This is a genomic window from Arenibacter catalasegens, assembly GCF_002909235.1.
Classification (GTDB): domain Bacteria; phylum Bacteroidota; class Bacteroidia; order Flavobacteriales; family Flavobacteriaceae; genus Arenibacter; species Arenibacter catalasegens.
Map to the genome: position 1 here is coordinate 82527 of NZ_PHQQ01000021.1, position 26422 is coordinate 108948.

Here is a 26422-nt window from a genome sequence, read left to right on the forward strand (position 1 = left end):
AAATCCTTTTTTAGCAATTAGTATAAAGTTAAGGAAATACTGTTTTCAATTTTAATTCAGTGCGTTAAATATTCGATTTAGGCCCTTAGAAGCGCTTTAATTTAGGGGATTAGCATCAAAAGTGTTAATATTATGCCACTTCAAATTTGGTTAATAACTTTTTTTATTACTTCAGGTCTAATGTTGTATATTGTCGACGAAATTAACCTTTCATCGATTTTTTGTAATCCCAAGTCCCCAGAACAAATGAAAAGCTATGTGTCCCTTTGCGCTCTATTATTTTTTATAACTTCCATTAATTACGGACAAACTTCCTACCAGGAAAATCGCTTTTTACAGAAGGAGAGCTCCATTGTTGAAAGTACTGCTGATTCTGGACATCATTTTACCTTATTGGAAGCGGTAAAGGCGGCCAACTTGGATAAGATATTGAATGAGGACGGTCCTTTTACGGTTTTTGCACCTTCGGATATGGCCTTTAAAAAGCTATCTAAGGTAAATTTGAAGGAATTGTTGTTACCTGAAAACAAAAAGGAATTATTTTCACTTTTAACCTATCACATTGTCGCCGGTAATATAACAGCTTCCAAAATTTTAAAGGCAATGTGCAACGGTAACGGCAAAGCAAGTTTTACTACGGTACAGGGCGATAAAATTTATGCATCTATGGAGGGATTGGATATTGTGCTAATGGACAAGTCCGGGAACAGAGCTAAAATTACCAGTGCCGACGCTAAGCAATGCAATGGGGTTATTCACGAAATAGATAGTGTAATTCTTCCCAATTCACTGTCAATGGCAAATTTACCTTAATTCGGCTCCTAATTCACTTTCATAACGCTGCAATAGCTTATTCATTATCTTATCTATCTGCTTATCGGTCAAGGTGCCATTTCCATCCTGCAAGGTGAAACCAACGGCATATGATTTTTTGCCTTCGGGTAAATTTTTACCGTTATAAACATCAAATAAATTCACATTGGTTAAATATTTTCGCTCGGTCTGCAGGGCGATATCATGAATTTGCTTAAAAGTGACAATCTCGTCCACTAAAAGTGCATAGTCTCTTTTTACTTCGGGATATTTTGGAATTTCCTTATAGGTTATCTGATTATGTAAAATGGCCTCCAATATATAATCCCAGTCAAAATCAGCATATAGGACTTCCTCTTTGATATCGAATTCCTTTAAAACAGATTTCTTTACTACTCCAAGAGCCACAATTTCCCTTTTGGCTATTCTTAAGGAAATTCCTTCAGATAGAATATCACTTGAGTTTGGCTGTGAATTAAGTTCCGTAAGACCCAATCTAGAAAGGAGATTTTTAACAATGGATTTAAGGTAAAAGAAATCGGCCTTTTGAGCTGATGTTGTCCAAGTGTCTTCTAATCTATTTCCAGTAACAAGCATGCTTAGATGCTTTTTTTCCTCTCTCTTGTTTTGATATTGATGATAGGTTTTACCGAATTCAAAAATTTTAAGGTTTTGCATCTGCCTATTGCTATTGTGGGCAATGGCCTCTAAACCGGTGAACAACATAGATTGCCTCAACACAGATAGATCCGTGCTTAAGGGGTTCAGCATGGTAATGGTATGTTCGTCCCTAATATCCTCTGATAATTTGTTATAGGCAGGGGAGGTTAGGCTATTCGCCAAGATTTCATTAAATCCTTTAGACGCTAAAAAATTACCTATAATATTTTGGATCTTGTAATCTTCAAATTTAGAAGTAGGGGCAATGGAAGCGTTCAATTTCTCTTTGAACTCAACATTGTTATATCCAAAAATCCGTAAAATTTCCTCTATAACATCAACCTCTCTTTGTACATCCACACGGTAAAACGGGATAGATAATCCTAGACCGGATTCCGTAACGTTTTTCACTTTAATGTCCAACGAGGCTAGAATAGATTTAATGGTATCCTTAGATATTTCCTGACCTATTAGTTTATTTATTTTGTCGAAAGTTAAGAATACATGGTAGTCATCCTTCTTTTTGGGATATATATCTACAATGTCCGATGTAATATCGCCCCCAGCAATTTCGTGGATCAATAATGCAGCACGTTTTAGACAATATTCAACATTGTCTATATCAATACCTCTTTCAAAACGGAAGGATGCATCCGTACTTATACTATGCCTTTTAGCGGTTTTCCTAACAGATACGGGATTAAAGAAGGCGCTTTCTAAAAATATACTACTTGTGCTTTCGGAAACTCCAGAATTTTGCCCGCCCAATACCCCGGCAATGCAAAGTGGTTTTTCCGTATCACATATCATCAGATCCTCTTCGTTTAAGATACGCTGAACCCCGTCCAAGGTGGTGAATTTGGTTCCTTTTGGAAGTGTTTTTACCACTATTTTGTTGCCTTTTATCTTGGCAGCATCAAAGGCATGTAGGGGCTGACCCAATTCGTGCAGTACATAATTGGTAGCGTCCACTACATTATTTTTGGGAGTGATTCCAATAGATTTTAATCTATTTTTTAACCAATCGGGTGAAGGTTGTACAATAAGATTACTTATAGTTATACCACAATACCTTGGGGCCAATTCGCTTTTTACGACCTCTACGTCTATTTTTAATGATCGGTTTATGATATTAAAATTGGTAACCGGTGGCGTAATCAATTCCTTAAGGATGTCCTTTTGCTTAAATCCCGCTTTTAAGTCCCTCGCTACTCCAAAATGGCTCATGGCATCGGCCCTATTTGGGGTAAGTCCTATTTCAAATATTTCATCTACTTCAATTTCAAATACCTCTGAACAAGGTGTACCCACCACTAAAGATTCTGGCAATACCATAATTCCGTCATGGCTTTCTCCTAATCCCAATTCGTCTTCGGCACAGATCATACCATGGCTTTCCTCTCCGCGAATTTTTCCTTTTTTAATTACCCAAGCCTCCCCTTCGGCTGTATACAAGGTTGTGCCTATTGTGGCAACTGCCACCTTTTGTCCAACATCTACATTGGGCGCACCGCAGACAATTTGTAACGGAGCATTGCCGCCAACATTTACGGTGGTCAATTTTAATTTATCAGCATTGGGATGTTTAACACAGCTTAACACTTCGCCAACAACTATTCCTTTTAATCCGCCTTTGACAGATTCAAAAGGAGAAACACCCTCAACCTCCAGGCCCAAGTCAGTTAATAGTTCAGCTGTCTTATTGGAGTCCCAGTCAATTTTTAAAAATTGTTTTAACCAGTTGTAAGATATTTTCATTGAGTATTTTTAAAGACCCCAAATATAAAACAATGCAATAAGACATTCAATACGTATTCGATCGAATGTTTATTTTTTATTATCCAAAAATTTTCGTTACTTAAGCCTACTAATTCCCCAATACCATCTTTTAGTTCTCAATTCCAATTTGAGAATCGGTATGAGCTTCCCCCCAATATAGATTTCCCCCTTAGGTTTAATATTATAATTGTTAATCATGACGAGAATATTCTTCATATTTTTTGTGTTTATCGCTTGTTATAGCTGTAAGGACGGGGAAGTAGTGGATTTAACAGAGGGATTTTGGTTGGCTGAAGTGGAGGTAGGGGATAAGCAGATATTGCCGTTCAACTTTAGGCTTATAAGATTGGGAGATGATAAGTATAACATAGAACTGTACAATGCCGATGAGACTATTAAAGTAGACGAAATTAAGGTAGAGGGAGATTCCGTGATTATTAAAATGCCGGTTTTTGAAGGGTATTTGGCCGGGAAATATACCGCTCATGAAATAAATGGAAAATTTGTCAAAGAAAATGAGGCAAGGGTTTTGCCTTTTAAGGCCATTCATGGGATAAAGGAGCGGTTTAAAAGGGCAGATATACCAATTACAAATATATCGGGGGATTGGGAGGTAGAGTTTAAACCAATTATGGAGAAAAGCTATATGGCGAAAGGTATCTTTAGTCAAGTGGATGACAAGATTTACGGTACTTTTAGGACCATGACAGGGGATTATCGGTTTTTGGAGGGAATCCATAGTGGCGATTCTATAAAATTATCAACCTTTGATGGAGCGCATGCCTATTTATTTAAAGCTAGCGCCACGGACAGTTCCATGGTTGGGGTTTTTTACTCTGGGAATCATTCTAAGGAACCATTTGTTGCTAAACGAAATGACAATTTCGAATTGCCCAATGCAGAATCCTTGACCTATTTGAAAAAGGGATATGACAAACTAAGTTTTTCCTTTACTGATGCTGCCGGCAAGTTGGTCTCCTTGGATGACGCCATTTTTAAGGATAAGGTTGTGATCGTTCAGGTTATGGGAACTTGGTGCCCAAATTGTTTGGATGAAACTAAGTTTCTAGTAGAATATTTAAAAGAATATTCACATGAACAGCTGGCCGTTGTTGCACTAGCCTTTGAGTATGCAAAAACAGAGGAAGCGGCATTTAGGTCTATAGATAGGCTCAAGGATAGAATTGGAGTTAAATATCCCATACTGTTGGCCCAATACGGCACGATTGACAAGGAAATGGCCCAAAAAAAATTACCCATGTTGAATCATATACTTTCCTTTCCCACTACTATTATAATAGACAAAATGGGAGAGGTGCGAAAAATATATACAGGTTTTAACGGCCCTGCAACTGGCAGTAATTACGATAGTTTTAAAAAGGATTTTCACAGCTTTATTATTCAGTTACTTGAAGCTTAAAGGAATGGCTCCATATTGATCACCGCATGTATATAGGGGTGCTAAAAGCAGCAACCTAAGGTGTGTTTTTTGTGAATAATGGATTCCGTTCTAGCCGTTGTTCCCTAAAAAACAAATCGGCTCTTTTGACGTATATCTTTGGATAAAATTATATGATGGTTGATTTTCCCAATCCTATATTTTCGTAGTTATAATTGAGGTTTTCATCAGAATCTATGATATTGCCAGCAATAAAATCGCCGACTTGACTCGTGCCGTATTTGCTTGTGGAACTTAAATCCCTAGTAACTACATGTTTTCTCATGGATTTGTCCACGGCTACCACAACGGCCCTGGATTCTTCATATAATCCAAAATGGCTAAGCATCATAGCAGTGGACAGGATAGATGCCACGGGATTGGCTATGTTTTTTCCTTCGGCCTGAGGGTAGGAGCCGTGAAAAGGTTCAAACATGGCATGTTCATTACCAATAGAGGCAGAAGGCAGTAATCCCTTGGATCCACAGATGGCACTACCTTGGTCAGATAGTATATCCCCAAACATATTGTCTGTAAGGATAACATCAAATTCGCTGGGTTTCAACATCATTTGCATGGCAGCATTGTCTACAAAGAGGAAATCCAGTTGCACCTCTGGATAGCTTTCTGAGATTCTGGTCACCACTTTTCTCCATAGCCTAGAAGTGGCCAAAACATTGGCTTTGTCTACCAGTGTCAGTTTCTTTCGTCTCCCCTTAGCGGCTTTAAAAGCCAAATGGGCAATTCGGCTTATCTCTTTTTCGGAGTACTCGCATAAATCAGATGCTACGGTACCGTCTTCACTCAGTTTTTTTTCACCAAAGTAGATTCCCCCGGTAAGCTCACGATAGATTACGAAATCTGTTCCAAAAATAACGTGTTTTTTTAATGGGGATTTATTTACCAATGTGGGAAAAACCTTTACTGGCCTTATATTGGTAAAAAGTTGTAACTCCCTTCGCAGTTGTAGCAACCCTTGTTCGGGCCGCACTTTTGCACTAGGGTTATCATCATATTTTAGGGTACCTATAGTACCAAAAAGAATGGAATCCGAGGCCTTGCAAAGATCAAGGGTCTCCTTGGGCAAAGGAGAGCCATATTTATCCATGGCAACGGCGCCTATTAGCCCTTCGGTATAGGTAAAATGATGGTTGAAGGTTTCTTCAACCGCCTGTAAGCATTTAACAGACTGTGCCAAGACCTCTGGACCAATCCCATCTCCACCTAAAAGAGCAATCTTTATATCCATTTTAAGCTATACTTTTTATTTTAATACCACTGGCAATGACAATATCATGGATGTCCTCGTCAAAAATTTCTTTCTGCCTATCTGCAAATTTCAAAAATTCCTGATAAACTACATCAAGTTGGACCTTGGTAAGTTCGTAACCTACATTTTTGGCCCTATATGCCAATGCAGCTCTACCACTCCTGGCAGTTAGGATAATGGAAGACTCGTTAACCCCAACATCTGCTGGATCTATTATTTCATAGGTTTCCCTATTTTTTATTACCCCATCCTGATGAATTCCTGAGCTATGGGCAAAAGCATTTGCTCCTACAATAGCTTTGTTGGGCTGTACATATACTCCCATTTTTTGAGATACCATCTGACTAGTGTCATATAACAATTTACTATTGATATTGGTGTCTAAATTTAGGGTAGGGTGTTGTCTTAGTATCATTACCACTTCCTCTAAGGCGGTGTTCCCTGCCCGTTCTCCTATGCCATTAATGGTGCACTCAATTTGTCTGGCACCGTTGATAACACCGGAAATAGAGTTGGCAGTGGCCAATCCTAGATCATTATGACAATGACAGGATAAAATAGCTTTATGAATACCCGTTACGTTTTCCTTGAGGTATTTTATTTTTGCCCCATATTCATCAGGCAGACAATAACCGGTAGTGTCAGGAATATTCAATACGGTTGCCCCGGCCTTTATAACGGCCTCACAAACCCTAGCCAAAAATTCGTTGTCTGTTCTACCTGCATCCTCTGCGTAAAACTCTACATCCTCAACAAAGGATTTAGCATAACTTACGGCATCAATAGCCCTTTCTATTATGGCATCCTTATTGGAGTTGAACTTGAATTTAATATGGGATTCCGAAGTTCCGATACCTGTATGTATTCTTGGTCTTTTGGCATACTTCAATGCCTCTGCCGCAACTTCAATGTCTTTTTTAACAGCACGTGTAAGACCACATACCGTTGCGTTTTTTACAATTTTTGAAATCTCCTGCACAGACTTAAAATCCCCTGGACTTGAAACAGGAAAACCTGCTTCTATGATATCTACCCCTAAAACATCCAATCTTTCGGCGATAATTAATTTTTGGCTAGTATCCAATTTACATCCGGGTACTTGCTCTCCATCCCTAAGTGTTGTGTCAAAAATATGTACCTTTTCTTTGCTCATTATATTTACGTAATTTTATGTGCGCTATACGAATATAGTACTAGTAGGTTTTCTAGTCCAAATCGCAAAATGGCATTTACAACGTTAAATAACTTTTTAGAGTATTTAAATAACTGAATATCAATTACATAAACCTTTATTATTACGATGACAAATGCGCATAAAGATGCATTATTCGTTCTGGTCAAATCACTATCCAAGTCAGAGAAACGACAATTTAAATTGTATGTGGGTCGCTTGGGGGTGAATACCGATGCCAAATTTCTTGCTCTTTTTAATTTAATGGATAAAATTAAGGTATATGATGAAAGATTAATACTGGAAAATGGGATAGTGAAGAAGGCACAGTTGTCCAATCTAAAGGCCCATTTGTATAAACAGATCTTGGTAAGTCTAAGACTTAACCCCGTAAACCAAAATATTAGGGTGCAGATACGGGAACAATTGGATTTTGCTACCATTCTTTACCAAAAGGGACTTTATAAGCAAAGCCTTAAAATATTGGACAAGGCCAAGGTTACCGCTATTGAAAATGAGGAGAAAAACGTAGCCTACGAAATTGTGGAATTTGAAAAGTTGATCGAGACCCAATATATTACCCGTAGTATTCCGGATAGGGCAGATGAACTAGCGGTACAGGCCAAGCAACTTTCGGCACAAAACGTTATCACCAGTAAATTATCCAATTTAGCGCTCCAGCTCTATGGGCAGATGCTAAAAATTGGCTATGTAAGAAGCGATGAGGATTTTAAACGAGTTCAGAAATATTTCGAAAAACACCTGCCAAAATATAAGATTGAAGACCTGGGCTTTAGGGAAAAACTTTGGCTATACAAGGCATATCTTTGGTACAGTTTTCTGACACAGGATTTTTTGTCCTGTTATAAATATTCCAGCAAATGGGTAGATCTATTTTACGAAAATAAAGAAATGATCCATCTTAACCCTGTATTTTTTTTAAAGGGCAACAATTATTTGTTGGAATCCTTATTTTATGTAAAATATGGCTCCCAATTCAAGGAAACTTTGGAGAGATTGGAAAAGATTGTCGGCAGTAAAGAATTTCCTGACAATGACAATATAGCCTCTTTAGCATTTTTGTATATCAATTCAAATAAATTAAACCTTCATTTTCTGGAAGGTAATTTTGAAAAGGGCCTTTATTTGGTCAAAATTGTAGAATACGGTATTAATAAGCACAAGGACAGAATAGACCAGCATCATGTTATGGTATTGTATTATAAGATAGCCTGTCTCTATTTTGGTATTGGAGATAATAAAACCTGTATCCAATATTTAAAGCGAATCATTAACAACAAGAATCTTAAAATGCGTGAAGATCTAATGTGCTTTGCTCGTGTTTTAAGCCTTATTGCCCATTATGAGGCCGGTATGGATTATCACTTGGAAGTGCAATTAAAAAGCACCTACAAGTTTTTGTTGAAAATGAACGACCTACATGCCGTACAAAAGGAAATGATCAAATTTTTAAGACGCTTGGGCGATATTTTCCCACATGAACTGCCTATTGAATTCCAAAAGTTATATGATGATTTAAAAAAATACGAAAACCATCCTTATGAAAAACGTGCCTTTTTATACTTGGACATAATCTCTTGGCTGGAAAGTCATTTGCAAAACAAGCCCGTAGCACAGATTATAAAAGAAAAGGCCATGTCCGTTACCAGATAAAATTTATTCTTGAAAAGTAAAAGCCTTCACTTAAACCATCTGCTGGAGATTAATCTGGCCATGTTATTTATCAGTACTTCAGGAGCTCTGGGAAGATATGTGCAATTACCGGTGCCGGTTACTATAGCCAGTAGGGCGGGATTGGCATTTTTGTTCTTATTGCTCTATTGTAAATGGAAAAAAATATCGTTCCATATCGCAAAAAGAGATCGACCCATAATTTTTTTAAGTGGCCTTTTTATGGGAATTCACTGGTTGACCTATTTTTATGCCCTGCAACTGTCCAATGTGGCAATAGGTATGTTATCCATGTTCACCTATCCTATAATAACGGCCTTGTTGGAACCGTTGATCTTAAAAACGCCCTTCCAAAGAATACATTTTGTTTTGGGGCTTTTGGTATTGGCGGGTATTTATTTGTTGGCACCCGAGTTTGATATTGGCAATTCCCATGTTATTGCCGTGGGCCTGGGTGTTTTTTCGGCAGTGGTCTACGCCATTAGAAATATTATATTAAAGTCCAGAGCGGCACATTATAATGGATCTTTGATGATGACCTATCAAACGGGGATAGTAGGATTTATATTGGCGCCTGTTTTTTTTATATATAATGTTGAAGCTATAAGCGATCAATGGCCGGCACTATTAACCTTGGCCTTGTTTACAACCGCCATTGGCCATACCTTGTTCCTAAATTGCTTTAAACACTTTAACATTACTACCGTGAGTATTTTAAGTAGTATACAACCTATATATGGGATATTGATCGGAATAGTTTTCCTTTCAGAAATTCCTAGTTGGACAACGGTTATGGGAGGCGTACTTATTTTAAGTTCTGTGGTAATAGAGAGCGTGCGGTCGTATAAATAATTAGATACACTAATTGTTTATAGCAGGGGTATTTGGATTATACTCTTTGATCAAGCTTTCGGTAAGTTTTTCAAACTGATTGTTTTTTGCCATTTCGCGGACTTTAACAGGGTCAAAATCGCCATTAAAATAAAGGAAGGAACCGCTTTTAGTATTGTTGTTGAATATTAAAATTTCTTTTACCGAATTTTTACGTTCCCTTACAGAAATTACGGAACGTTTTAAATCATCATTTTTACGAAAAATCTCGATGAAGGAATTTCCGGTAATACCATTCATTTGTTTGTTCAGAAAATCTGCCTTTGCAGGGGTCGCCAAGGGAAACTGCATATACCTTAAATCTTTGGTATTGCCTATCAGGGCATTTATTTCCGGGGAAATATTACTTAACAGCGATATCATAAAATGGGGCACACGGATGGCGGTAACCTGGTTGTCGTTCTTATGGGCCTCGTAAAAGGTATCTATAGAATTGTAACTTCCACAGGAGACTAAAAGCATTATACTCAAAATAAATAGTGTTGTCTTGCCCATAAAACTATGTTTTGCGTTGTAATTACGGCGATGCCTTTTGTTAAATGTAGTGAAAATTACGTACATGCATTCCAAACACTATCCTCGGGTGGCGGGGCTATAAGTTGAAGTATTTCTTTCTTTACAGGGTGTATAAAAGAAAGTTTTCTTGCGTGCAAGTGGATACTTCCATCTTTATTGCTTCGGTCCGAACCATATTTTAAATCACCTTTAATAGCACATCCTATGGCTGCCAGTTGTGCCCTGATCTGATGGTGCCTACCCGTTTTTAGATCGATTTCCAATAAAAAATAACGATCTAAACTCTTGATGACCTTATAGTCTAAAATGGCTTTTTTGCTTTCGGGGACTTCATTTTTATGACCGTAGGATTTATTTTGTTTTGTATTTCTCTTTAACCAATGGATTAAGGTATCCGTTTCTTTTTCTGGCATTTTGTTGACCACGGCCCAATAGGTTTTTTGGGCATCCTTTTCCGCAAACAATTTGTTTAGTCTGGGCAAGGCCTTCGAAGTTTTGGCAAAGACTACTATACCTGTTGTTGGTCTATCTAACCGGTGTGCCACCCCCAAATAAACGTTACCCGGTTTGTTGTGTTTTGTTTTAATATATTGTTTTACAACCTCGCTTAGCGGAGTGTCCCCTGTTTTATCCCCTTGTACAATATCGCCTGCCCTTTTGTTGATGGCTATTAGGTGATTGTCTTCATACAATACCTGAAGATTTTTAGGAGTAGAAATGATTTTTGTGGACACTTAGGTAGAATTAATTTTCTAGTTCAAAAGCCAAAATTAATACATAACATGGCTTGCATTTTAGAGTGTAATCTTAAGAATGGTTTAGTATTGCTCTTCGTCACTCGGGAAGTCCCTTGTTTTTACATCATCGACATATCTTGAAATGGCACTACCCATTTCTTCATATAGGTTTAGATACCTCCTTAAGAACCTGGGATTAAATTCTTGGGTAATTCCCAGTAGGTCGTGAATCACCAAAACTTGTCCGTCAACACCATTTCCCGCCCCAATGCCTATTATAGGAATTGAGACACTTTCTGCAACCTCCTTGGCCAACTTGGCAGGAATTTTTTCAAGGACTATACCAAAACAGCCCATTTTCTCCAATAGTTTGGCATCTTCAATTAGTTTAACGGCTTCGTCTTCCTCTTTTGCCCTGACCGTATAAGTCCCGAATTTATAAATGGATTGTGGTGTTAGGCCCAAATGTCCCATGACCGGAATTCCAGCATTCAAAATTCTTTTGACCGATTCCTTGATTTCCTGGCCACCTTCAACCTTTACTGCATGGCCGCCACTTTCCTTCATGATTCGGATGGCAGAACGCAACGCTTCTTTTGGATCACTTTGATAACTCCCAAAAGGTAAATCCACAACCACTAGGGCACGGCTTACCCCACGGATTACAGAGGAGGCATGGTAAATCATTTGGTCTAAAGTAATGGGCAGGGTGGTTTCGTGTCCGGCCATGACATTACTGGCAGAATCGCCTACTAATATTACATCTACGTTGGCGGCGTCAACAATTTTGGCCATAGAATAATCATAAGCCGTTAACATGGATATTTTCTCACCGTTTTTTTTCATATCAACGAGAGATTTTACAGTAACTCTTTTGTATTCTTTTTTGGCAGTAGACATTTATTTTATTTTTGGTAGGATAAAAGTAATGATTTGTTCCAAAAATTTAAGTTGTTTAAACTTTTTGTTTGAAATTGAGAATATTGGCTGTTGTACGCAGGGGAAGCCATTTTTGATTTGAATGATAAGGATAGGGCAGCCGGATATGGCAAAATTCGGTTGCAAAATAGGATGTTTATAGGTGAAAATAAGGTTATGCTAGTTCATATTTAATCTGGGCACGGTGTGTTCCTATGGGTTTTGTTTTTTTTGATTATTTTTAGTTGACTACTAAAAGCTCTATTGACATGTATAAAATTTGGTCCTTCTTTTCAATTTTTATGTTCACTTTTGGGATGCAAGCTCAGAATGGGGGAGAGGAGCAGGTGAGAAGTACTATTGCTTCGTTTTTTGAAGCGTTTCACCAACAGGATTCAATAGCTATAAAGGAAACGGTTTCCAAGGATATTGTAATGCAGACTATAGGAAGAAATGGAAATGGTTTAGAGGAAGTTAGGATCGAAAATTTTAGTCAATTTCTGAAATCGATTGTGTCCATTCCGGCCACCACAAAATTTGAAGAAAGAATTAAATCCTATAATATCCAAATTGATGGCCCTATGGCGAACGCCTGGACTTACTATGAGTTTTGGGTGAACGATACCTTTAGTCATTGTGGCGTTAATTCCTTTCAACTCTTCAACCGAGAGGGTGTTTGGAAAATCATTTATTTGATCGATACCAGAAGAAAGGAAGGCTGTGATTAGGTTATAGGCTTTGGGTCAGGTAAATCTATTTTTACTCACTAAGTGAGATTTGATGGCTCCTACGCTTGCCAGTGCCTTTCGGGCGGGGTTGAAATGTTATCAGTAGTTTCCATCCGATGCCTTCTGGGCCTGCCTTTGTCGGCCTTTAGATTTGTATTATAAATATAATCTATGGTGATGTTGAAAAGAGGGGTCCGGGGGAGGACTTGAATAAGAATTCGGAATGAACGATAATAAAAAAGCTCCTTCCCTTGGTTAAGGGAAGGTGGATCCTTCGCTGGTAAGCGGAGGAGACAGAAGGGATTGCAAGCCCGAGCCTAGGGGGAAGATTGGAGTTCATAGGAATAAAACACACCCCTAACCCCCGCCAAAATGCGGGGCAGGCCTTCCCCAAGGGACCCCTCCCTAACCCTCCCCCAAGGGGAGGGAACTAGTTAGTTGCTATTATTGTTTAATCTAAAAAGATTCCCCTCCTTGGGAGGGGGGTAGCCTGCCATTGTCGGCCGACAGGTTTGCCCTGAGGTAATTGACTTGGCCAAGGTCCTATTTTTAGGAAATCTTTGAAAAAATAATTAGCGATTTTCCTGGGAGGAAAGGAATTCAATCAAGGCTTCGGGTTGATCGGTTTGAATACCGTCCACGCCAAGCTTGAGTAGTTGTTGCCATTCGTGATGCCATTTCTTGGGGTCATCCTCATTGTCATCTACAAATACCTTAACCTTATTTTTATGTAGTTGTTTCACAAAGGATTTTGAGATATGGCCTATATCGGAGGCCATAATCTTTGGTTCATAAGCACTAATGACCCTTTTAATATTTCTCTTTTCACCTGGATCTGGCATTATAAGGCATTCTGGACAATATGTTTTAATTTCCATTAATGTTTGGTGGTCCTTAGCAGAGATATACCAAACTATGGCCTCTTGCATGCCATATTTTTTTATCATGGAGATCAAAGCCTGAGGGGCGGCTTCCTTTAGATCCAAGTAAATGCCAATCTTTCCCTTGCAAAGCAATAGGATTTCCTCAAAGGTTGGAATCTTGGTATTGCTCCACTTTTCATCTAATTTTATTCCAATATCCAGAGTGCGCAATTGGGACAAGGTGAAGTCGCTTACCTTTCCCGATGTTCCTATTACGTAGGCATCTATGGTAGCATTATGGACACTTACAAATTCACCATCCTTGGTGGTCCTTACATCAATTTCTACGAAATCGCAACCCAAATCGATCGCTTTTTGATAGGCCGCCAGGGAATTTTCCGGAATCCCGTTATGTTCACCTCTATGGGCTATTACATAGGTATTGCCATTTTTTGGATTGGGCAGTACCTGTTGTGCATAGCCCCCGCTAAAGCTTAATAGAATAAAGAACAGGGCTATGGCGGCATATTTATGCATTGGTTAGATCATATAAGTAATTAAGTCCTGTATCTTCAACATAGTCTATGGTTTAAGTAGCTTGTGGTATGTAGCTAAGTAATAGGGCAGTATGTAAAAAGTGCCTTCGTGCTCCGCATATCCATCACCTTCGTTGTCGTGGAGAACAGTGGCATCACGGTCCAATCTTACGTGACCTCTTTCGTCTATTGGTAAGGCATAGGTATCATTGCCCCAGCCCATATCTTTTGACTGGCCAGGTGTTGGGTCCAGCAAAATATCAAGGCGGTGTGTATTGTCCATATCATAGCCAATGAGATCTAAGGGAATTCGTTGTAAAGTTTCCGTCATGTATTGGGTATCCAAACTACTCTTATAGTACCTGTTTATGGAAGCCTTTGCAAATAAGGGATTTTCAACAAATAACTCCTCGGGCTTAAAAAAGCCCTCATCCACTTTTTTGGTGAAAAAGCCTGTCATGGCACCGTAGAGTCCGTCCCAAAAGGCATTTTTCTGCTTGCTTATATGCAGCCAAGCATTTTCTAGGGCAATACGGTACATAATTTGTCTTTCAGGATGCTGTTCATAATTTATTAGGCCATAAAGACTCATTAATCCAAGGTTGTTATCCCATGGAACCGCATTTTCCGGTGGAAAAAATTCTTTGGCATGCATGGCGTAGATATCGTAATTTTCCTCTTCCCGCAGCTGTTCGGCCACTTCTTCATATTTGGAGTCTCCGGTAACATGTGATGCAACATTTAAAAAGGAAAGCATCATCATGGCATTTAAACCGCGTTGGTCCCAGCCCCAAATGGAATTAAAATAATCAGGATCAAAACTCCCCCAACGGGTTGGTTTTCCATCATAATCCACCAGTTTAAAACCGTGGCGAATAAGGTGGTCGGTAACATCGGCAACCACTTGTTTAACGGCATCTTTTTCTTCCTTGGTCTCGGCTACCAAATCATAGTAAATCCCATAATAAAAATAATGTCCGGCCAACTCATCCGAGCTGGTATCGCATTTCCATCTATATTTTCCGTCCTCACTGAGTGGGAAACGGGGAAAAATATCTTTCCAAAAGGGATCGTTTGCCTGATTTCGGCGATTGTACTCCTTACTGTATTGCTCATTTACAGGTTCGTGCCAATCTACAGGGATGATTACCCTTGCTGGAAATCCGGGCTCGTAAGTGATGTCTACCAGCCATTTTAGGGCGTAAAAACTTCTATTGGCCAGTTCCCTGGCCTCGGGGTCTTTGGTAAGTGCGTACCTAAATGCTTGTGCTGCCCCGTACATGGCCGTATACTGACCGTCATTGTCCGAAATAGCCAATTCGCTGGTGTTGATATTGAACTGTTCGGAAAGATGGCTTTGACAAATAAAACCCATCCTGTTGTGTCTTTCCTCTACCTGATTTGTAAAATGGGTGGCTTTTTCGGCATAGGTCATTTCCTTGGAAATAATTTGGGCAAGACCGTTTGTGGTCGCTATCCAAGCCGTTCCTTCCAAATCAACGGCAATATCATTTACATGGTTATCCGGTAACCATCTGCGGTTGGATCGATAAAAGAATTTATCATCTTCAACCCTAAAGGCCCCATTCTCAGTACCAAACCAGACTTGTCCTTTTGGGCCCGAAGCTGCAGATGTGAAATGATTGTAGGGTACTCCTTCCTTACCTGTAAACAGTTTCCAGCTCCCCTTGTTTAAACGACCAACACCTTCCTTGGAACCGAACCACAATTGGTTATTGGAGTCTACCGTTAAAGCGGCAACCTCTTTTAAGGCCCAGCTGTAATTTTCGTCCGAGGGGAGTTCCAGTTTCCATTTATTTTTTCCGGTTTTTACATAAAGTCCGTTTTCGCATCCTACGTAGGTGGTATCATCATAAGTTGTCCAGCTCAAGACCTTACCGGAATTTTCAGGAAGACCTTTAAAACGAGGCGCGGGAATTGTTATTGCTGGCCTGTTATTAGAGGACCATTTCGAATTTTTCCATTCATATTGCCCGTTGGAGGTTGTTGCTATTGGCGTATTATTGGATATGGATATGTCGTGGATGTTTCCTTGGGGAAGTCCTTCGGTATTTCCATGAATAACAGCAATGTCCTGATGAAATTTGGTTTCCTGGGCATAAGAGCCAAGGGAAAAAATAATAAAAGTTATGAGTAATGAAATTGATTTCATATTGGTCTGCTTAAAGTTCGATGACAAAAATCTGCATTGTCGATGTTTGCTCATTGTCTGAAACCATACGGTTATAGGCAATTTTACGCCCATCATGCGACCAAACTGGGTTTTTAGGAGAATTTTGGTTGGGCTTGGTTAAGACTATACTTTTTCCGGTGTCCATTTTTAAGCCTACCAGGGAATTCTGCCAAATATAGACCAAGCTATGTCCTTTGGGATGCCAACGCACTCCACCTTGAACATCCGAATCATGAAAAGTGCGTTGTACGGGTTCCCCTCCCCAAGGAGAGATGGTAAATACCTGTTTAACGTTCTGGTCATCTTGGGCCAAATAGGCGAGCATGCTTCCTCCATAAGAAGAACGGACAATACCTTCACAGCCCGGATATTTATTATTGGATGTGAATGTTAGTCTGCGTTGTTGCGTTCCCATAGGGGGAGCGGGCATGGTAGTTTCTGTTCCTTCAAGCGGACCATCTCCTGGAATGGTAATATCTTCTGGAATATCCACGATATATACCTCATCTATCTGCTCCCCTTTTTTGTTGGTGGTTGTCCCAATAAAGGCCCTTGCCCTTTGGGTTGCACCATCCGATTTTAGGTAACCGTAATGTCCCACCCAACTATCTCCGGCCGCTTTGCTAATTTCATCCGAACCTGGCGATGGATCAGGAACTACTCTTACCACTAGGGCGCTGAACCACTCACCGGTAAAATTCTCACCGTCCTTGGATTCTGGAACAATTACTTGATGATGCTTTTTGGATACCCCTATGGTTCGTAGATTATGTGTTACGCCCGTAGAATCCTCGAGTTTTTTCATAATGGCATCATTATAGGTATAACCTATCCATTGCCCGTCACCGCTAAATTCATGTCGGTGCGTTCCTCCTCGAAGTGCTCCTACGGTAAACGGAAACGAGATATCCCTGGCATCCATAAAAATTGGCTCTCCTGGTTTGTCATCTTGTATAATTACCCCGGATCTTCGCCATTGTTCGTAAGGTTGCTCGGGAGAACAGTTTAATAGGCCATGTATAAAGACCACTTCATTATTGGAATGGCTATAACTTACGGCGCCAACACCTGGGCCAAAGGCCTGGTTTTGTTCCAATTGATATAAAACCACTTTTTTACCGGTTTTAAGATGTATCTTTTCTATTTTACCGTTGGCGCCAATGCCACCTTCAGTAGTTCTGGTATCATAGACCAACCATTCATCATCCGGAGAAAAATTATCATTACTGTCCAGATCATGGTTGTAGGATAGATTATTGGTTATTTGTTTTTCCATTTTATAATTGTCTTGTCCACAAGCACTAAATAGTAATGGTGTTACGAATAATAGAAGAATTGGTCTATTTTCAAATTTAAATTTTAAATGCATTTTTGTCGTGTCCATACCACTTGCTTGGGTTGTTAATATATTAAATTCTATTTTTTAGTCCTGTTTTTGAGGTGCACTAATAACCCCTAAATACCTGCCCATCCAGTACGGTAATAACCAGGTATCTCCGGCACTGATCAGTTGTTTTCCATCACCGTCACGATCTAGATCAAAAATATTTCCATTATGACGGTACAAAGGTGTTTCGGTCATCGGTAACAGTTCCTTTGTAGTTTGTAACCTAAAATTATCGGAAAGCAATGTAATGTCCTTCCGATGGGAATTCTGCATTTTCCAATTTCTTAAATCCATAGGATACGTTTTCAAAAACCAGATGGAATTGTCCAAATCAAATTCTTCGGCACCGGTAGCAGCATATATGAAATTCCACAGCGCATTTTTTTCAGGTCGCTCCACTTGCCAATGGTCCTGTATACTCTTCTTGTAATCCTTTTGCAATTCTGGGGTGAAGGCGTAGGGATATAGTCCAAAATAGGCCAAGAAATACATTTCGTCATCGGAATGGTTCCATTCATGTGACAAGTTTTTACTAAGCTCATCATCATCGGATGGACCAATTTGGCTTATGGGATGCATCAGGTTGTTGAGATAACCATGTTCTTCCATTAATTGATAGGCACTGGTTTTATATTTTTCTTTCCCCGTAAATTTATAGGCTGTTTGCAGAAAAGCTATTATGTTCGATGAGTACAGCCTACGATCGCCAACATTGGAGGGAAAGCCATTTACATAGGATGGGTTCCATTTCCCCCAGAGGGTGGGTTCGCCGTCTACATCAATAATATAGAAGTCGTTATCTACAATATAGCCCATTAAATTGTCCAAGCATTCCAAGGCACGGTCTCTCCAATCCTGATCTTCCACTAATTCCAAGATGGCAGTAAGCGCAAAAATTTGGCCCACGGTCTGATCACTGCTTGCTGTTGACCTCCAGGTCCAATTGGAATGGTCGTTGCCTGGGAGCCAAAGTTTGGCAGGACTACCCGAAAGCAGTTCCTTTTTTTGCCAACCCTCCTTTTTTTCATCCGTTACTTTATAGTCCCGTTCAAAACTTCTAGCAAACAGGCCCTTTATCGTTGTTATTTGGTGCAATCTTTCAAGGGCTTCAAATGACTCAAAGGCATTTTGTTTGGCTTCTTCCGAACCCGTTACTTTATACCGGTATAACTGACTTACCAGATACATGGCCGTCCAGAGGTTGTCACTAGGCTGATCTTTCATTACAGCGGAGGCGTACCCATTTGGTAGCCTACTTAAGCTACAGTTGAAGCCGTATCTGATATTTTTTTCACGGACTTGCTTTTCGTAGAACATGGCCTTGTCCTGGAGGGTCATTAGGCTAGATTCAATACTTCCCACCCCTTTATCGGTGAGGATCAAGATCGTATCCTCAGGACCTTTTGTAATACGTATTACTTCATTACCCGGCAACCAACGTTCCCCAGAATAGTACCCATAATTACCATCTTCCAGTAACTTAAAGGCTCCCCATGTTGTCCCAAACCAAAGAGATCCATTAATTTCCTCCATAGTGGTTATATTAGGCCAGGGCAGCTTGTCAACCAGTTTGTCCTCGCCTAAAAAAAAGTACCCTTTGGAGGTGCCAATCACTATTTTGTTGCCATTATCGATCAAGGTAGCACAGTTGATTTCTGAACCCACATAGATATCTTTTAATGGCTTACCAGGAATAAATGCGGTTATTTTTTCTGGGGAAATCAATAAAAATCGCTTTTCGGCTTCTTGATAAATAATCTGAGAAATACCTTGATGGGCTGCCAATTCCAATTCTACCCCATCCTGGTTTAGATAGGAGAGTCGTTTTCCATTATAGACCAAGAAATGAAAATCGTCACCACCTGCCAGGAGCTTGGCATTCTCCAGACCATGTGCTATCTGAAGCTTTCCGGCCCATGCGTTGCTAAATACATAGGAATCGTCCAAATACACTATGTGTTCCCTGTATTTAGTGAAGGCTGCAATATTCTTAGGCGTCATGGGACCGTAGGAAATATCGGGAGTAAGTGTTCCGGAATAAAACATTTGTCCGTTTTCAGGTACCAAAAGGCCTTTGTTGGAAAGAATTTGAATATTTCCATTGCGGTTGGATATTACATCCTTTAACGCATAGGCCTTTTGATTTTCGGACAGATTATATTTAACGGCATATTCCTGAACATATGGCGTGTCCAAGTAAATGGGTAGACCATTTGAATTGGAATTTGTAGCAATGGCAATTTCGCTGTTCTTACCACAACTCCAAATACATAGGACAAGTATGCCGAGGATACCGTATTTCACGTGCAAATATTGTTCAGTATTAAATTAATTATTAAAACAGTTTAGCGCTCGTTATTACTTAGAGGGCATAGGTTCACTAATAACCCCTAAATATCTTCCCATCCAATATGGCAATAGCCAGATATCGCCAGCAGAAAATTCTTCAGAACCATCTTTGGCGTATTCTCTGTCCAATCTAAACATATTGGCGTTGTGTCTTTGTACCGGTCTTTCGTCCGGGGGTAACACTTCACTAAGGGTCTGTTCCCTAAAATTGGGTTCCAAGAAGGTGACATCTTTTCTATGGCTGTTCATAATGTTCCAGGATACCATATCCATGGGATGTTCCCTAAGGTACCAGGCGGCCTCTTCCAAGTCGAATTCCTGTGTTCCGGTGAGGGCGGTTATAATATTCCAAGCGCCTTCTTTTTCTGGTCTTTCAATTTCCCAGTGATCAATGATAGCGTCTTTAAATTTTGTTTTTAGGGTGTCGTTAAAGGCATATTTATAAAGGCCCCAGTATCCTACAAAGTACATTTCATCATCGGAATGGTTCCAAGATTCGGATAACATCTTACTCCAATCATCGGAATCATCCGGCGCTTTGGCCACATCTTTCATGGGCCACATTAGGTTATCTAAATAACCGTGATTATCCATTAGATCAAAGGCTTTTTCCTTGTATTTTTCCTTGCCTGTAAAATGATAGGCCGTTTGCAACATTGCTATAATATTGGAGGCATTAATTTTTCTATCACCTACCATTTTTGGACGTTCATTTACGTATTCAGGATTCCATCGGCCCCACGTGGTGGGTTTGCCATCAAAATCTACCATATACAGATCGTTTCTTACAATATGGCTCATTAGAGTGTCTATAAGTACAATGGCGCGATCTTTAAGATCGTTGTCCATGAGTTCGGCCATAGCGCCATAGGCAAAAATATGCCCAATGGCTTCATCGCTACTAGTGGTAGATTTCCAATCCCATTCAGGATCATTGGCAGGTTGCCATCTTTCAGGATCATGCAAGCGCTCTTTATAACCACTTCTTTCAAAGGATCTGGAAGGAAAGCCTGGTACATTATTAATGCTGAACAACCTTTCCATAGCACCCATAGCCTCCCTACAGTTCTGTAGTGCATCTTCGGATTTGGTCACCTCATAACGAAAAACTTCTCCAGCTAGGTACATGGTAGTCCAAAGTCCGTCGTTGTCGGAATCGGAAAGTCGCCCTGAATCAAAATTTCCATCTTCCATGCCTACCAAAGTCGCATTGAACCCAAGTCGGATATGTCTATTGCGTACCTGTTTTTCATAGTACTGGGCCTTGTCGAACAGGGTCATTTCCCTATATACTATTTGTCCAAGTCCGGCCTCGGTCAATACAAGGATAGAACCATCGGTGCCTTTGGATATATGTTTTACCTTATTGCTTGGCAGCCAGCGTTTGCCATAATAATAATTGAATTTACCATCTTTCTTGAGCATAAATGCTCCTTTGGTGGATCCAAACCAGAGGTGGCCATCAATTTCTTCAACATAGGTGATTTCTGTCCACGGCAATTTGATTTTCTTTTCTCCAATTTGCTTTCCTGTTGTGGCATCTACTTCCAAATATCCATCCAAAGTGGTAAGTATCAACTTGTTTTGCAATAGGGCAAAGGAGGTGAAATTACCGTTTTGGAAAACCGTTTTCAAGCTTTGATCTTTTGGGTTGAAGGAAGCAATGGATTTGTCTCCCAATATCCAGAAGGTATTGTTTTTAGGGTTGAATTTAATTGCGATCACCTTGTCCTTGTCAAGGGCTCCCATCCAACTCTTCTTGTTTTTGGAAACATATTGAAGTTTTTGGCCTTCACTGATCAAAAATTCGAAATCGCTGCCTGCCGCAATTATATTGGCCTTCGGTAATTCGTGTTTCAGGTAAAGACTACCTGCCCAAGCGTTACTGAGTACCGCTTTATCATCTAGATACACAAACTGATCTTTATATATGGTCATTGCCGAAATATTCTTATCGGTTAACGGGCGGTAGGTCTTATCCTGAATAAGGACTCCGGGATATAGGAACTGTCCGTCGTGGGTGCGCAATAAGCCTTCCGATGAAGCCACTTGGATAACTTCATTACGGTCCATAAAGGCCTGTGACAAGATAAGATTTTCCTCTTGCTTGTTGAATTTTATGCTATAATCCTGCAGGTAAGGTACATCCTTATAAACAGGTAGCGATGCTGTATTTGTTTCACTTTTAGGTGATTCTGAACAAGATATGGTGACCAAGAGTACGGCCCATATTAAATTGCGAAAGCTTTTTCTCATGTAATTAATTATTATGGTTGCATTAAATGCGTGATGTGCAATGACTAGTATTAATTGGTATGCAATAAATAAGGTACAACAGCCTTCTACAAATAAACCCTATTTGCGAGTAGGGAACTTCCTATATTTTACATGATTTACATCATATATTATCTTAATTCTTAATTTCTACCTCATTTTTTAAATAAAGTGTTAGAATAATTGAAATTTGGATGTTTCTGACTATTGAAATTGGCAAGAAATTGATTATTGATGAAGTAGGTGTTCGGGAAATGAAAATCTTTTGGAAGCTAGAAGAGGTTAATTTGATAATGTGTCCATTTGGAAATGGGTGAATGTAAAAATGGGCATAAAGCATTGCTAATTGGGTATTGTTCAAAAGGTACTTTAAGTTAAAACTTTCGGCTCCTTCCCTTGAAGGACCCCACCCTAGCCCCCGCCAAAGGGCGGGGCAGGCTCTCCCCAAGGGGAGGGAATTTGTTAGGATGTGTTAATATATTTTTAAGATTTATTCCCCCTCCTCGGGAGGGGGTTAGGGGGAGGACTTTTGGTCACTTCGACAAAGTCCCTTTTTGGACTCCCGATAGTTACCTTGAACATTAAACTTTGAACATTGGACCTAGAATATGAAATTTTAACTGACCACTGTTTATTAAAAACTGTTCACTGTAAGAAGCAGATTGCCGCGCTGCGCTCGCAATGACGGAACAGGGAAAGCTCCTCCCTTGTGACGAAGGGAGGTGTCTTCGCATCAGGCGAAGAGGGAGGGTTTTGAAAGCCCAAGTCTTGGGTAAGTGCCAATACATAGGGTTGAGGTACAATGATTCGGGATTTCTAACTCCCCTTTCTTTCCCCGCCCAAATGCGGGGTAATTCATTCCCCTCTTCGTTACAAGAGGGGAGCCGTTAGCTGTTGAACCCAACAAGAATTCTCACCTAATAGGTGCGTGATGCGAATGTCTTCATATATACAGGTTCACAATGATGTAACAAAAGGAGCTCCTTCCCTTGGTTAAGCCTGTCCCGCGTTTTCGGCGGGAGGACCAGGTGGATGCCCGCTTTTAAAGCGGGAAGACGAAAGGGATTGAAAACGTAGGTCTTTGGAATGGGTTAAAGGATAGTGTAATGGATGAAACACACCCCTAGCCTCTCGCTAAAAATCGGGACAGGCTCTCTCAAGAGGGGAATTGGTTACGTTCTGATAAGTTCCGTCATTGCGAGGAGTGATAACGACGAAGCAATCTCTAGATAGGAACATGCAGATTGCCGCGCTGCGCCAGCCTGGCGGCTTGGCAGGCTCGCAATGACGGTTTTAGACCTTTCGTCAGTTCGAGTGCTTCTCGATACAATTTTATTGCGTTTCACTCTATAAAATCACTCGAAGTGACGGGCATTCGACCTTCGCCCTTGGATCTATAATATTGATTATTGCTAATTGATTACTGTTTACGGTTTACTGTAACAAACAGATTGCCGCGCTGCGCTCGCAATGACGGGTTTAGTACCACCGTCAGTTCGAGTGAAATGGCGATAGCCATTTTGTATCGAGAACAGAGTGCTTCTCAAATCAATTTTGTTACGTTTCACTCTATAAAATCACTCGAAGTGACGGGGGCTGTCAACTGACCACTGTTTACTGCAAACTGCCCACCAGCTACTTCGATTTCGACTACGCTCAATCTCCGCGAGGACCTTGAACATTGGACCTTGAACATTAAATTTTGAACTGTCAAAAACCCACCCCTAACCTCCCGCTAAAAGGCGGGACAGGCACTCCCAAGAGGGGAATTGGTTACGTTTTGATAAGTTCCGTCATTGCGAGGAGTGATAGCGACGAAGCAATCTCTTCATAGGAACAAGCAGATTGCTACGCTTCGTACCCCTTCCGTCTTCTCCTATGTCGAAGCCACCATCCCCTGCCTAGGGGAAGGAGTTTTTTTTCGTTGTTCCAAAAACATAGAATTTTGAATATTTTTTTTATTGCTAATTGTTCACTGTAAGTAGCAAATTGCTTCGCTTCTCTAACAATGACGTCACACAAGGAGCTCCTTCCCTTGGTTAAGCCTGTCCCGCGTTTTCGGCGGGAGGACCAGGTGGCTTCCCGCTTTTTCAAGTGGGAAGACGGAAGGGATTGAAAACGTAGGTCTTTGGAATGGGATAATGGATAATGTAATGGGAGAAACACACCCCTAACCTCCCGCTAAAAAGCGGGACAGGCTCTTCCAAGAGGGGAATTGGTTACGTTCTGATAAGTTCCGTCATTGCGAGGAGTGATAACGACGAAGCAATCTCTAGATAGGAACATGCAGATTGCCGCGCTGCGCCAGCCTGGCGGCTTGGCAGGCTCGCAATGACGGTTTTAGATCTTTCGTCAGTTCGAGTGCTTCTCGATACAATTTTATTTCGTTTCACTCTATAAAATCACTCGAAGTGACGACTTTCAACTTTCAAACATTGGACATTGAACTAGTGTCTATTGCCTAATGCCTAATGGCTTTTGGCTGAAGAACACTGTTCACTAACAATCACTAAGGTATACCCCTACGGCGAGTCCGCCTTCGGAAGTTTCCTTGTATTTGGTGCTCATATCCTTAGCGGTTTCCCACATAGTGTTTACCACCTTGTCCAACGGAACTTTTGCATTGGCGGGGTCGGAATCCAATGCCAATTCTGCAGCATTGATGGCTTTTATGGCACCCATGCAATTGCGTTCTATACAAGGTATTTGTACCAATCCACCTATGGGGTCACAGGTAAGGCCCAAGTGATGCTCCATGGCAATTTCGGCAGCCATAAGTACTTGCTCCGGAGTACCGCCCATCAGTTCTGTCAGGGCTGCAGCCGCCATGGCAGAAGAAACGCCTATTTCGGCCTGACAACCACCCATGGCCGCAGAAATAGTAGCGCCCTTTTTAAAAATGCTGCCTATTTCTCCCGCTACCAGGAGGAACTGCTTTATGTGCTCAAAAGTAGCCTCGTGGTTTTCAATAACCATATAGTACATAAGGACTGCGGGGATTACCCCGGCACTGCCATTGGTAGGAGCGGTGACCACTCTGCCCAAAGAGGCGTTCACCTCATTGACACTTAAGGCAAAACAGCTCACCCATTTGAGGATGGCCCTAAATTTAACTTCAGTATTTCTAATGGTAAGCAGCCATTCCTCTGGTGTGGAATAGGGGAGGTCCCCTTTTAATTTTATGTGGGTATCGTAGGCCCTTCGTCGTACATTTAGTCCGCCTGGAAGGTTTCCTTCTGTATGGCAGCCAATGTACATGCATTCCAGCATGGTATCCCAAATGTGGTGTAGTCCTTTATCTATTTCAGCATCCGATCGCAGGGAACGTTCATTTACCAACACCAATTGGGAAATGGATTTATTTTCTTTTTTGCAGGCCGCCAATAGGTCTACTCCTTTCTCTATGGGATAGGGGAAGGCTTTGAAAACTTCCAGTTTCTTTTTGGACCTTTTTAGTTCTTCCTTAACGACAAAGCCACCACCAATGGAATAATAGGTTTCCTTTATTATTTTGCTGTTGGATAGGGTAGCCGTAAAAGTAATGCCATTGGCATGAAAAGGTAGAAATTGCCTTTGGAATAAAATATCCAATTTGGGGTCAAAGGAAATTTCTAGCGTATTGTTCAAAAGCAGCTTTTTACTATCCTGAATGCTTTTGATGATACCGTCAATATTTTTAATGGGAATGGTGACAGGGTCAGCCCCGGTGAGTCCCAGCATGATGGCCAGATCGGTGGCATGCCCCTTGCCGGTCAAGGCGAGGGAACCATATACTTCAATTTGGATATGGGTAACGGAACGGAACACCTTTTTTTCCAGAAGTTCACCAATAAAACGTTCTGCGGCACGCCACGGTCCCAAGGTATGTGAGCTTGATGGCCCAACACCGATTTTAAGCATATCGAAAACACTAATGCACTCCATGGATCAATGAGGTTAATTTTATATGGTAAATATAGGATTATCCATTGGGAATTGTGGTGGGGATTTAGTGGAGTTGGTAGGGAACTTGGTATCTGATTGTTATTAAGGAGTTTGCAAGGAAGAAGGGTTCGAGGTTTAAAGTTCAAGGTTCGAATAATGTCCATGCCTATATAGCATTGACCGCTTTTAGTTGAATGTTAATATACATTTATTGATTCTTTTTTCCTTAAACATCTCTTTTTATTTTCAAATTCTACCGGGTTCATTTTTCCTATTGAACTG

At 40.5% G+C, this 26422-nt stretch carries 17 protein-coding genes; 5 read left to right on the forward strand and 12 right to left on the reverse strand.

Going from position 1 to position 26422, the window contains the following annotated elements:
• The first annotated feature begins 246 nt into the window (after nucleotides 1-246).
• Nucleotides 247-813 (forward strand): fasciclin domain-containing protein, encoded by a 567-nt coding sequence (locus tag CWD90_RS15890; protein WP_103477083.1) that lies wholly within the window; start codon nucleotides 247-249, stop codon nucleotides 811-813.
• On the opposite strand, the gene pheT is transcribed toward CWD90_RS15890, so the two are convergent.
• Entirely contained in the window at nucleotides 805-3231 is a 2427-nt protein-coding gene (gene pheT / locus CWD90_RS15895; RefSeq protein WP_103477062.1) for a phenylalanine--tRNA ligase subunit beta, read from the reverse strand. The genes CWD90_RS15890 and pheT overlap by 9 nt on opposite strands.
• A gap of 217 nt (nucleotides 3232-3448) precedes the next feature.
• On the opposite strand from pheT, the gene CWD90_RS15900 reads away from it, so the two are divergent.
• On the forward strand, nucleotides 3449-4672 hold the full coding sequence (locus tag CWD90_RS15900) for a TlpA disulfide reductase family protein (RefSeq protein WP_103477063.1): 1224 nt from the start codon (nucleotides 3449-3451) through the stop codon (nucleotides 4670-4672).
• A 148-nt stretch (nucleotides 4673-4820) separates the two neighbouring features.
• Here CWD90_RS15900 and leuB read toward each other — a convergent pair whose 3' ends face one another.
• Both leuB and CWD90_RS15910 read right to left on the reverse strand, forming a co-directional pair.
• Entirely contained in the window at nucleotides 4821-5939 is a 1119-nt protein-coding gene (leuB, locus tag CWD90_RS15905) for a 3-isopropylmalate dehydrogenase (protein ID WP_103477064.1), read from the reverse strand.
• A gap of 1 nt (nucleotide 5940) precedes the next feature.
• On the reverse strand, nucleotides 5941-7113 hold the full coding sequence (locus CWD90_RS15910) for a 2-isopropylmalate synthase (RefSeq protein ID WP_103477065.1): 1173 nt from the start codon (nucleotides 7111-7113) through the stop codon (nucleotides 5941-5943).
• A 147-nt stretch (nucleotides 7114-7260) separates the two neighbouring features.
• Here CWD90_RS15910 and CWD90_RS15915 point away from each other — a divergent pair, with 147 nt between their 5' ends.
• Both CWD90_RS15915 and CWD90_RS15920 read left to right on the forward strand, forming a co-directional pair.
• Nucleotides 7261-8805 carry a hypothetical protein gene (locus tag CWD90_RS15915; RefSeq protein ID WP_103477066.1) on the forward strand — a complete coding sequence of 515 codons (1545 nt, stop codon included), beginning with the start codon at nucleotides 7261-7263 and terminating at the stop codon, nucleotides 8803-8805.
• A gap of 9 nt (nucleotides 8806-8814) precedes the next feature.
• Entirely contained in the window at nucleotides 8815-9675 is an 861-nt protein-coding gene (locus CWD90_RS15920) for a DMT family transporter (RefSeq protein WP_239986540.1), read from the forward strand.
• Nucleotides 9676-9684: 9 nt separating this feature from the next.
• Here CWD90_RS15920 and CWD90_RS15925 read toward each other — a convergent pair whose 3' ends face one another.
• From CWD90_RS15925 to panB, 3 genes are all read right to left on the reverse strand, one after another.
• Entirely contained in the window at nucleotides 9685-10209 is a 525-nt protein-coding gene (locus CWD90_RS15925; protein WP_239986541.1) for a DUF4252 domain-containing protein, read from the reverse strand.
• Nucleotides 10210-10265: 56 nt separating this feature from the next.
• A complete protein-coding gene (locus CWD90_RS15930) occupies nucleotides 10266-10964 on the reverse strand; it encodes an RluA family pseudouridine synthase (protein WP_103477069.1) in 699 nt (232 codons plus the stop codon).
• Between the two features lie 84 nt (nucleotides 10965-11048).
• Nucleotides 11049-11867, reverse strand: coding sequence for a 3-methyl-2-oxobutanoate hydroxymethyltransferase (gene panB, locus CWD90_RS15935; protein ID WP_103477070.1), 819 nt, complete (start codon nucleotides 11865-11867; stop codon nucleotides 11049-11051).
• A 287-nt stretch (nucleotides 11868-12154) separates the two neighbouring features.
• Here panB and CWD90_RS15940 point away from each other — a divergent pair, with 287 nt between their 5' ends.
• Nucleotides 12155-12613: a nuclear transport factor 2 family protein gene (locus CWD90_RS15940; RefSeq protein WP_192878034.1), complete on the forward strand. Its 459-nt coding sequence runs from the start codon at nucleotides 12155-12157 to the stop codon at nucleotides 12611-12613.
• A gap of 572 nt (nucleotides 12614-13185) precedes the next feature.
• Here the strand turns inward: CWD90_RS15940 and CWD90_RS15945 are convergent.
• The 6 genes from CWD90_RS15945 to CWD90_RS15970 form a co-directional block, all read right to left on the reverse strand.
• Nucleotides 13186-14013: a glycerophosphodiester phosphodiesterase gene (locus CWD90_RS15945; RefSeq protein WP_103477071.1), complete on the reverse strand. Its 828-nt coding sequence runs from the start codon at nucleotides 14011-14013 to the stop codon at nucleotides 13186-13188.
• Between the two features lie 45 nt (nucleotides 14014-14058).
• Nucleotides 14059-16185, reverse strand: a complete 2127-nt coding sequence (locus CWD90_RS15950; RefSeq protein WP_103477072.1) for a hypothetical protein — start codon at nucleotides 16183-16185, stop codon at nucleotides 14059-14061.
• Between the two features lie 10 nt (nucleotides 16186-16195).
• Nucleotides 16196-17482, reverse strand: coding sequence for a DUF3748 domain-containing protein (locus CWD90_RS15955; protein WP_103477085.1), 1287 nt, complete (start codon nucleotides 17480-17482; stop codon nucleotides 16196-16198).
• A gap of 147 nt (nucleotides 17483-17629) precedes the next feature.
• On the reverse strand, nucleotides 17630-19897 hold the full coding sequence (locus tag CWD90_RS15960) for a hypothetical protein (protein ID WP_103477073.1): 2268 nt from the start codon (nucleotides 19895-19897) through the stop codon (nucleotides 17630-17632).
• Nucleotides 19898-19951: 54 nt separating this feature from the next.
• Nucleotides 19952-22198 carry a ligand-binding sensor domain-containing protein gene (locus tag CWD90_RS15965; protein WP_103477074.1) on the reverse strand — a complete coding sequence of 749 codons (2247 nt, stop codon included), beginning with the start codon at nucleotides 22196-22198 and terminating at the stop codon, nucleotides 19952-19954.
• Between the two features lie 2517 nt (nucleotides 22199-24715).
• The gene (locus CWD90_RS15970) at nucleotides 24716-26140 is read right to left on the reverse strand and encodes an L-serine ammonia-lyase (protein ID WP_103477075.1); all 1425 of its coding nucleotides are present in this window, start codon (nucleotides 26138-26140) and stop codon (nucleotides 24716-24718) included.
• Nucleotides 26141-26422 lie beyond the last annotated feature (282 nt).

Bases quoted from the DNA above. Each gene is read 5' to 3' on its own strand.
- CWD90_RS15890 (WP_103477083.1), top strand. From the start codon at position 247: ATGAAAAGCTATGTGTCCCTTTGCGCTCTATTATTTTTTATAACTTCC.
- pheT (WP_103477062.1), bottom strand. From the start codon at position 3,231: ATGAAAATATCTTACAACTGGTTAAAACAATTTTTAAAAATTGACTGG.
- CWD90_RS15900 (WP_103477063.1), top strand. From the start codon at position 3,449: ATGACGAGAATATTCTTCATATTTTTTGTGTTTATCGCTTGTTATAGC.
- leuB (WP_103477064.1), bottom strand. From the start codon at position 5,939: ATGGATATAAAGATTGCTCTTTTAGGTGGAGATGGGATTGGTCCAGAG.
- CWD90_RS15910 (WP_103477065.1), bottom strand. From the start codon at position 7,113: ATGAGCAAAGAAAAGGTACATATTTTTGACACAACACTTAGGGATGGA.
- CWD90_RS15915 (WP_103477066.1), top strand. From the start codon at position 7,261: ATGACAAATGCGCATAAAGATGCATTATTCGTTCTGGTCAAATCACTA.
- CWD90_RS15925 (WP_239986541.1), bottom strand. From the start codon at position 10,209: ATGGGCAAGACAACACTATTTATTTTGAGTATAATGCTTTTAGTCTCC.
- panB (WP_103477070.1), bottom strand. From the start codon at position 11,867: ATGTCTACTGCCAAAAAAGAATACAAAAGAGTTACTGTAAAATCTCTC.
- CWD90_RS15940 (WP_192878034.1), top strand. From the start codon at position 12,155: ATGTATAAAATTTGGTCCTTCTTTTCAATTTTTATGTTCACTTTTGGG.
- CWD90_RS15945 (WP_103477071.1), bottom strand. From the start codon at position 14,013: ATGCATAAATATGCCGCCATAGCCCTGTTCTTTATTCTATTAAGCTTT.
- CWD90_RS15950 (WP_103477072.1), bottom strand. From the start codon at position 16,185: ATGAAATCAATTTCATTACTCATAACTTTTATTATTTTTTCCCTTGGC.
- CWD90_RS15955 (WP_103477085.1), bottom strand. From the start codon at position 17,482: ATGGAAAAACAAATAACCAATAATCTATCCTACAACCATGATCTGGAC.
- CWD90_RS15965 (WP_103477074.1), bottom strand. From the start codon at position 22,198: ATGAGAAAAAGCTTTCGCAATTTAATATGGGCCGTACTCTTGGTCACC.
- CWD90_RS15970 (WP_103477075.1), bottom strand. From the start codon at position 26,140: ATGGAGTGCATTAGTGTTTTCGATATGCTTAAAATCGGTGTTGGGCCA.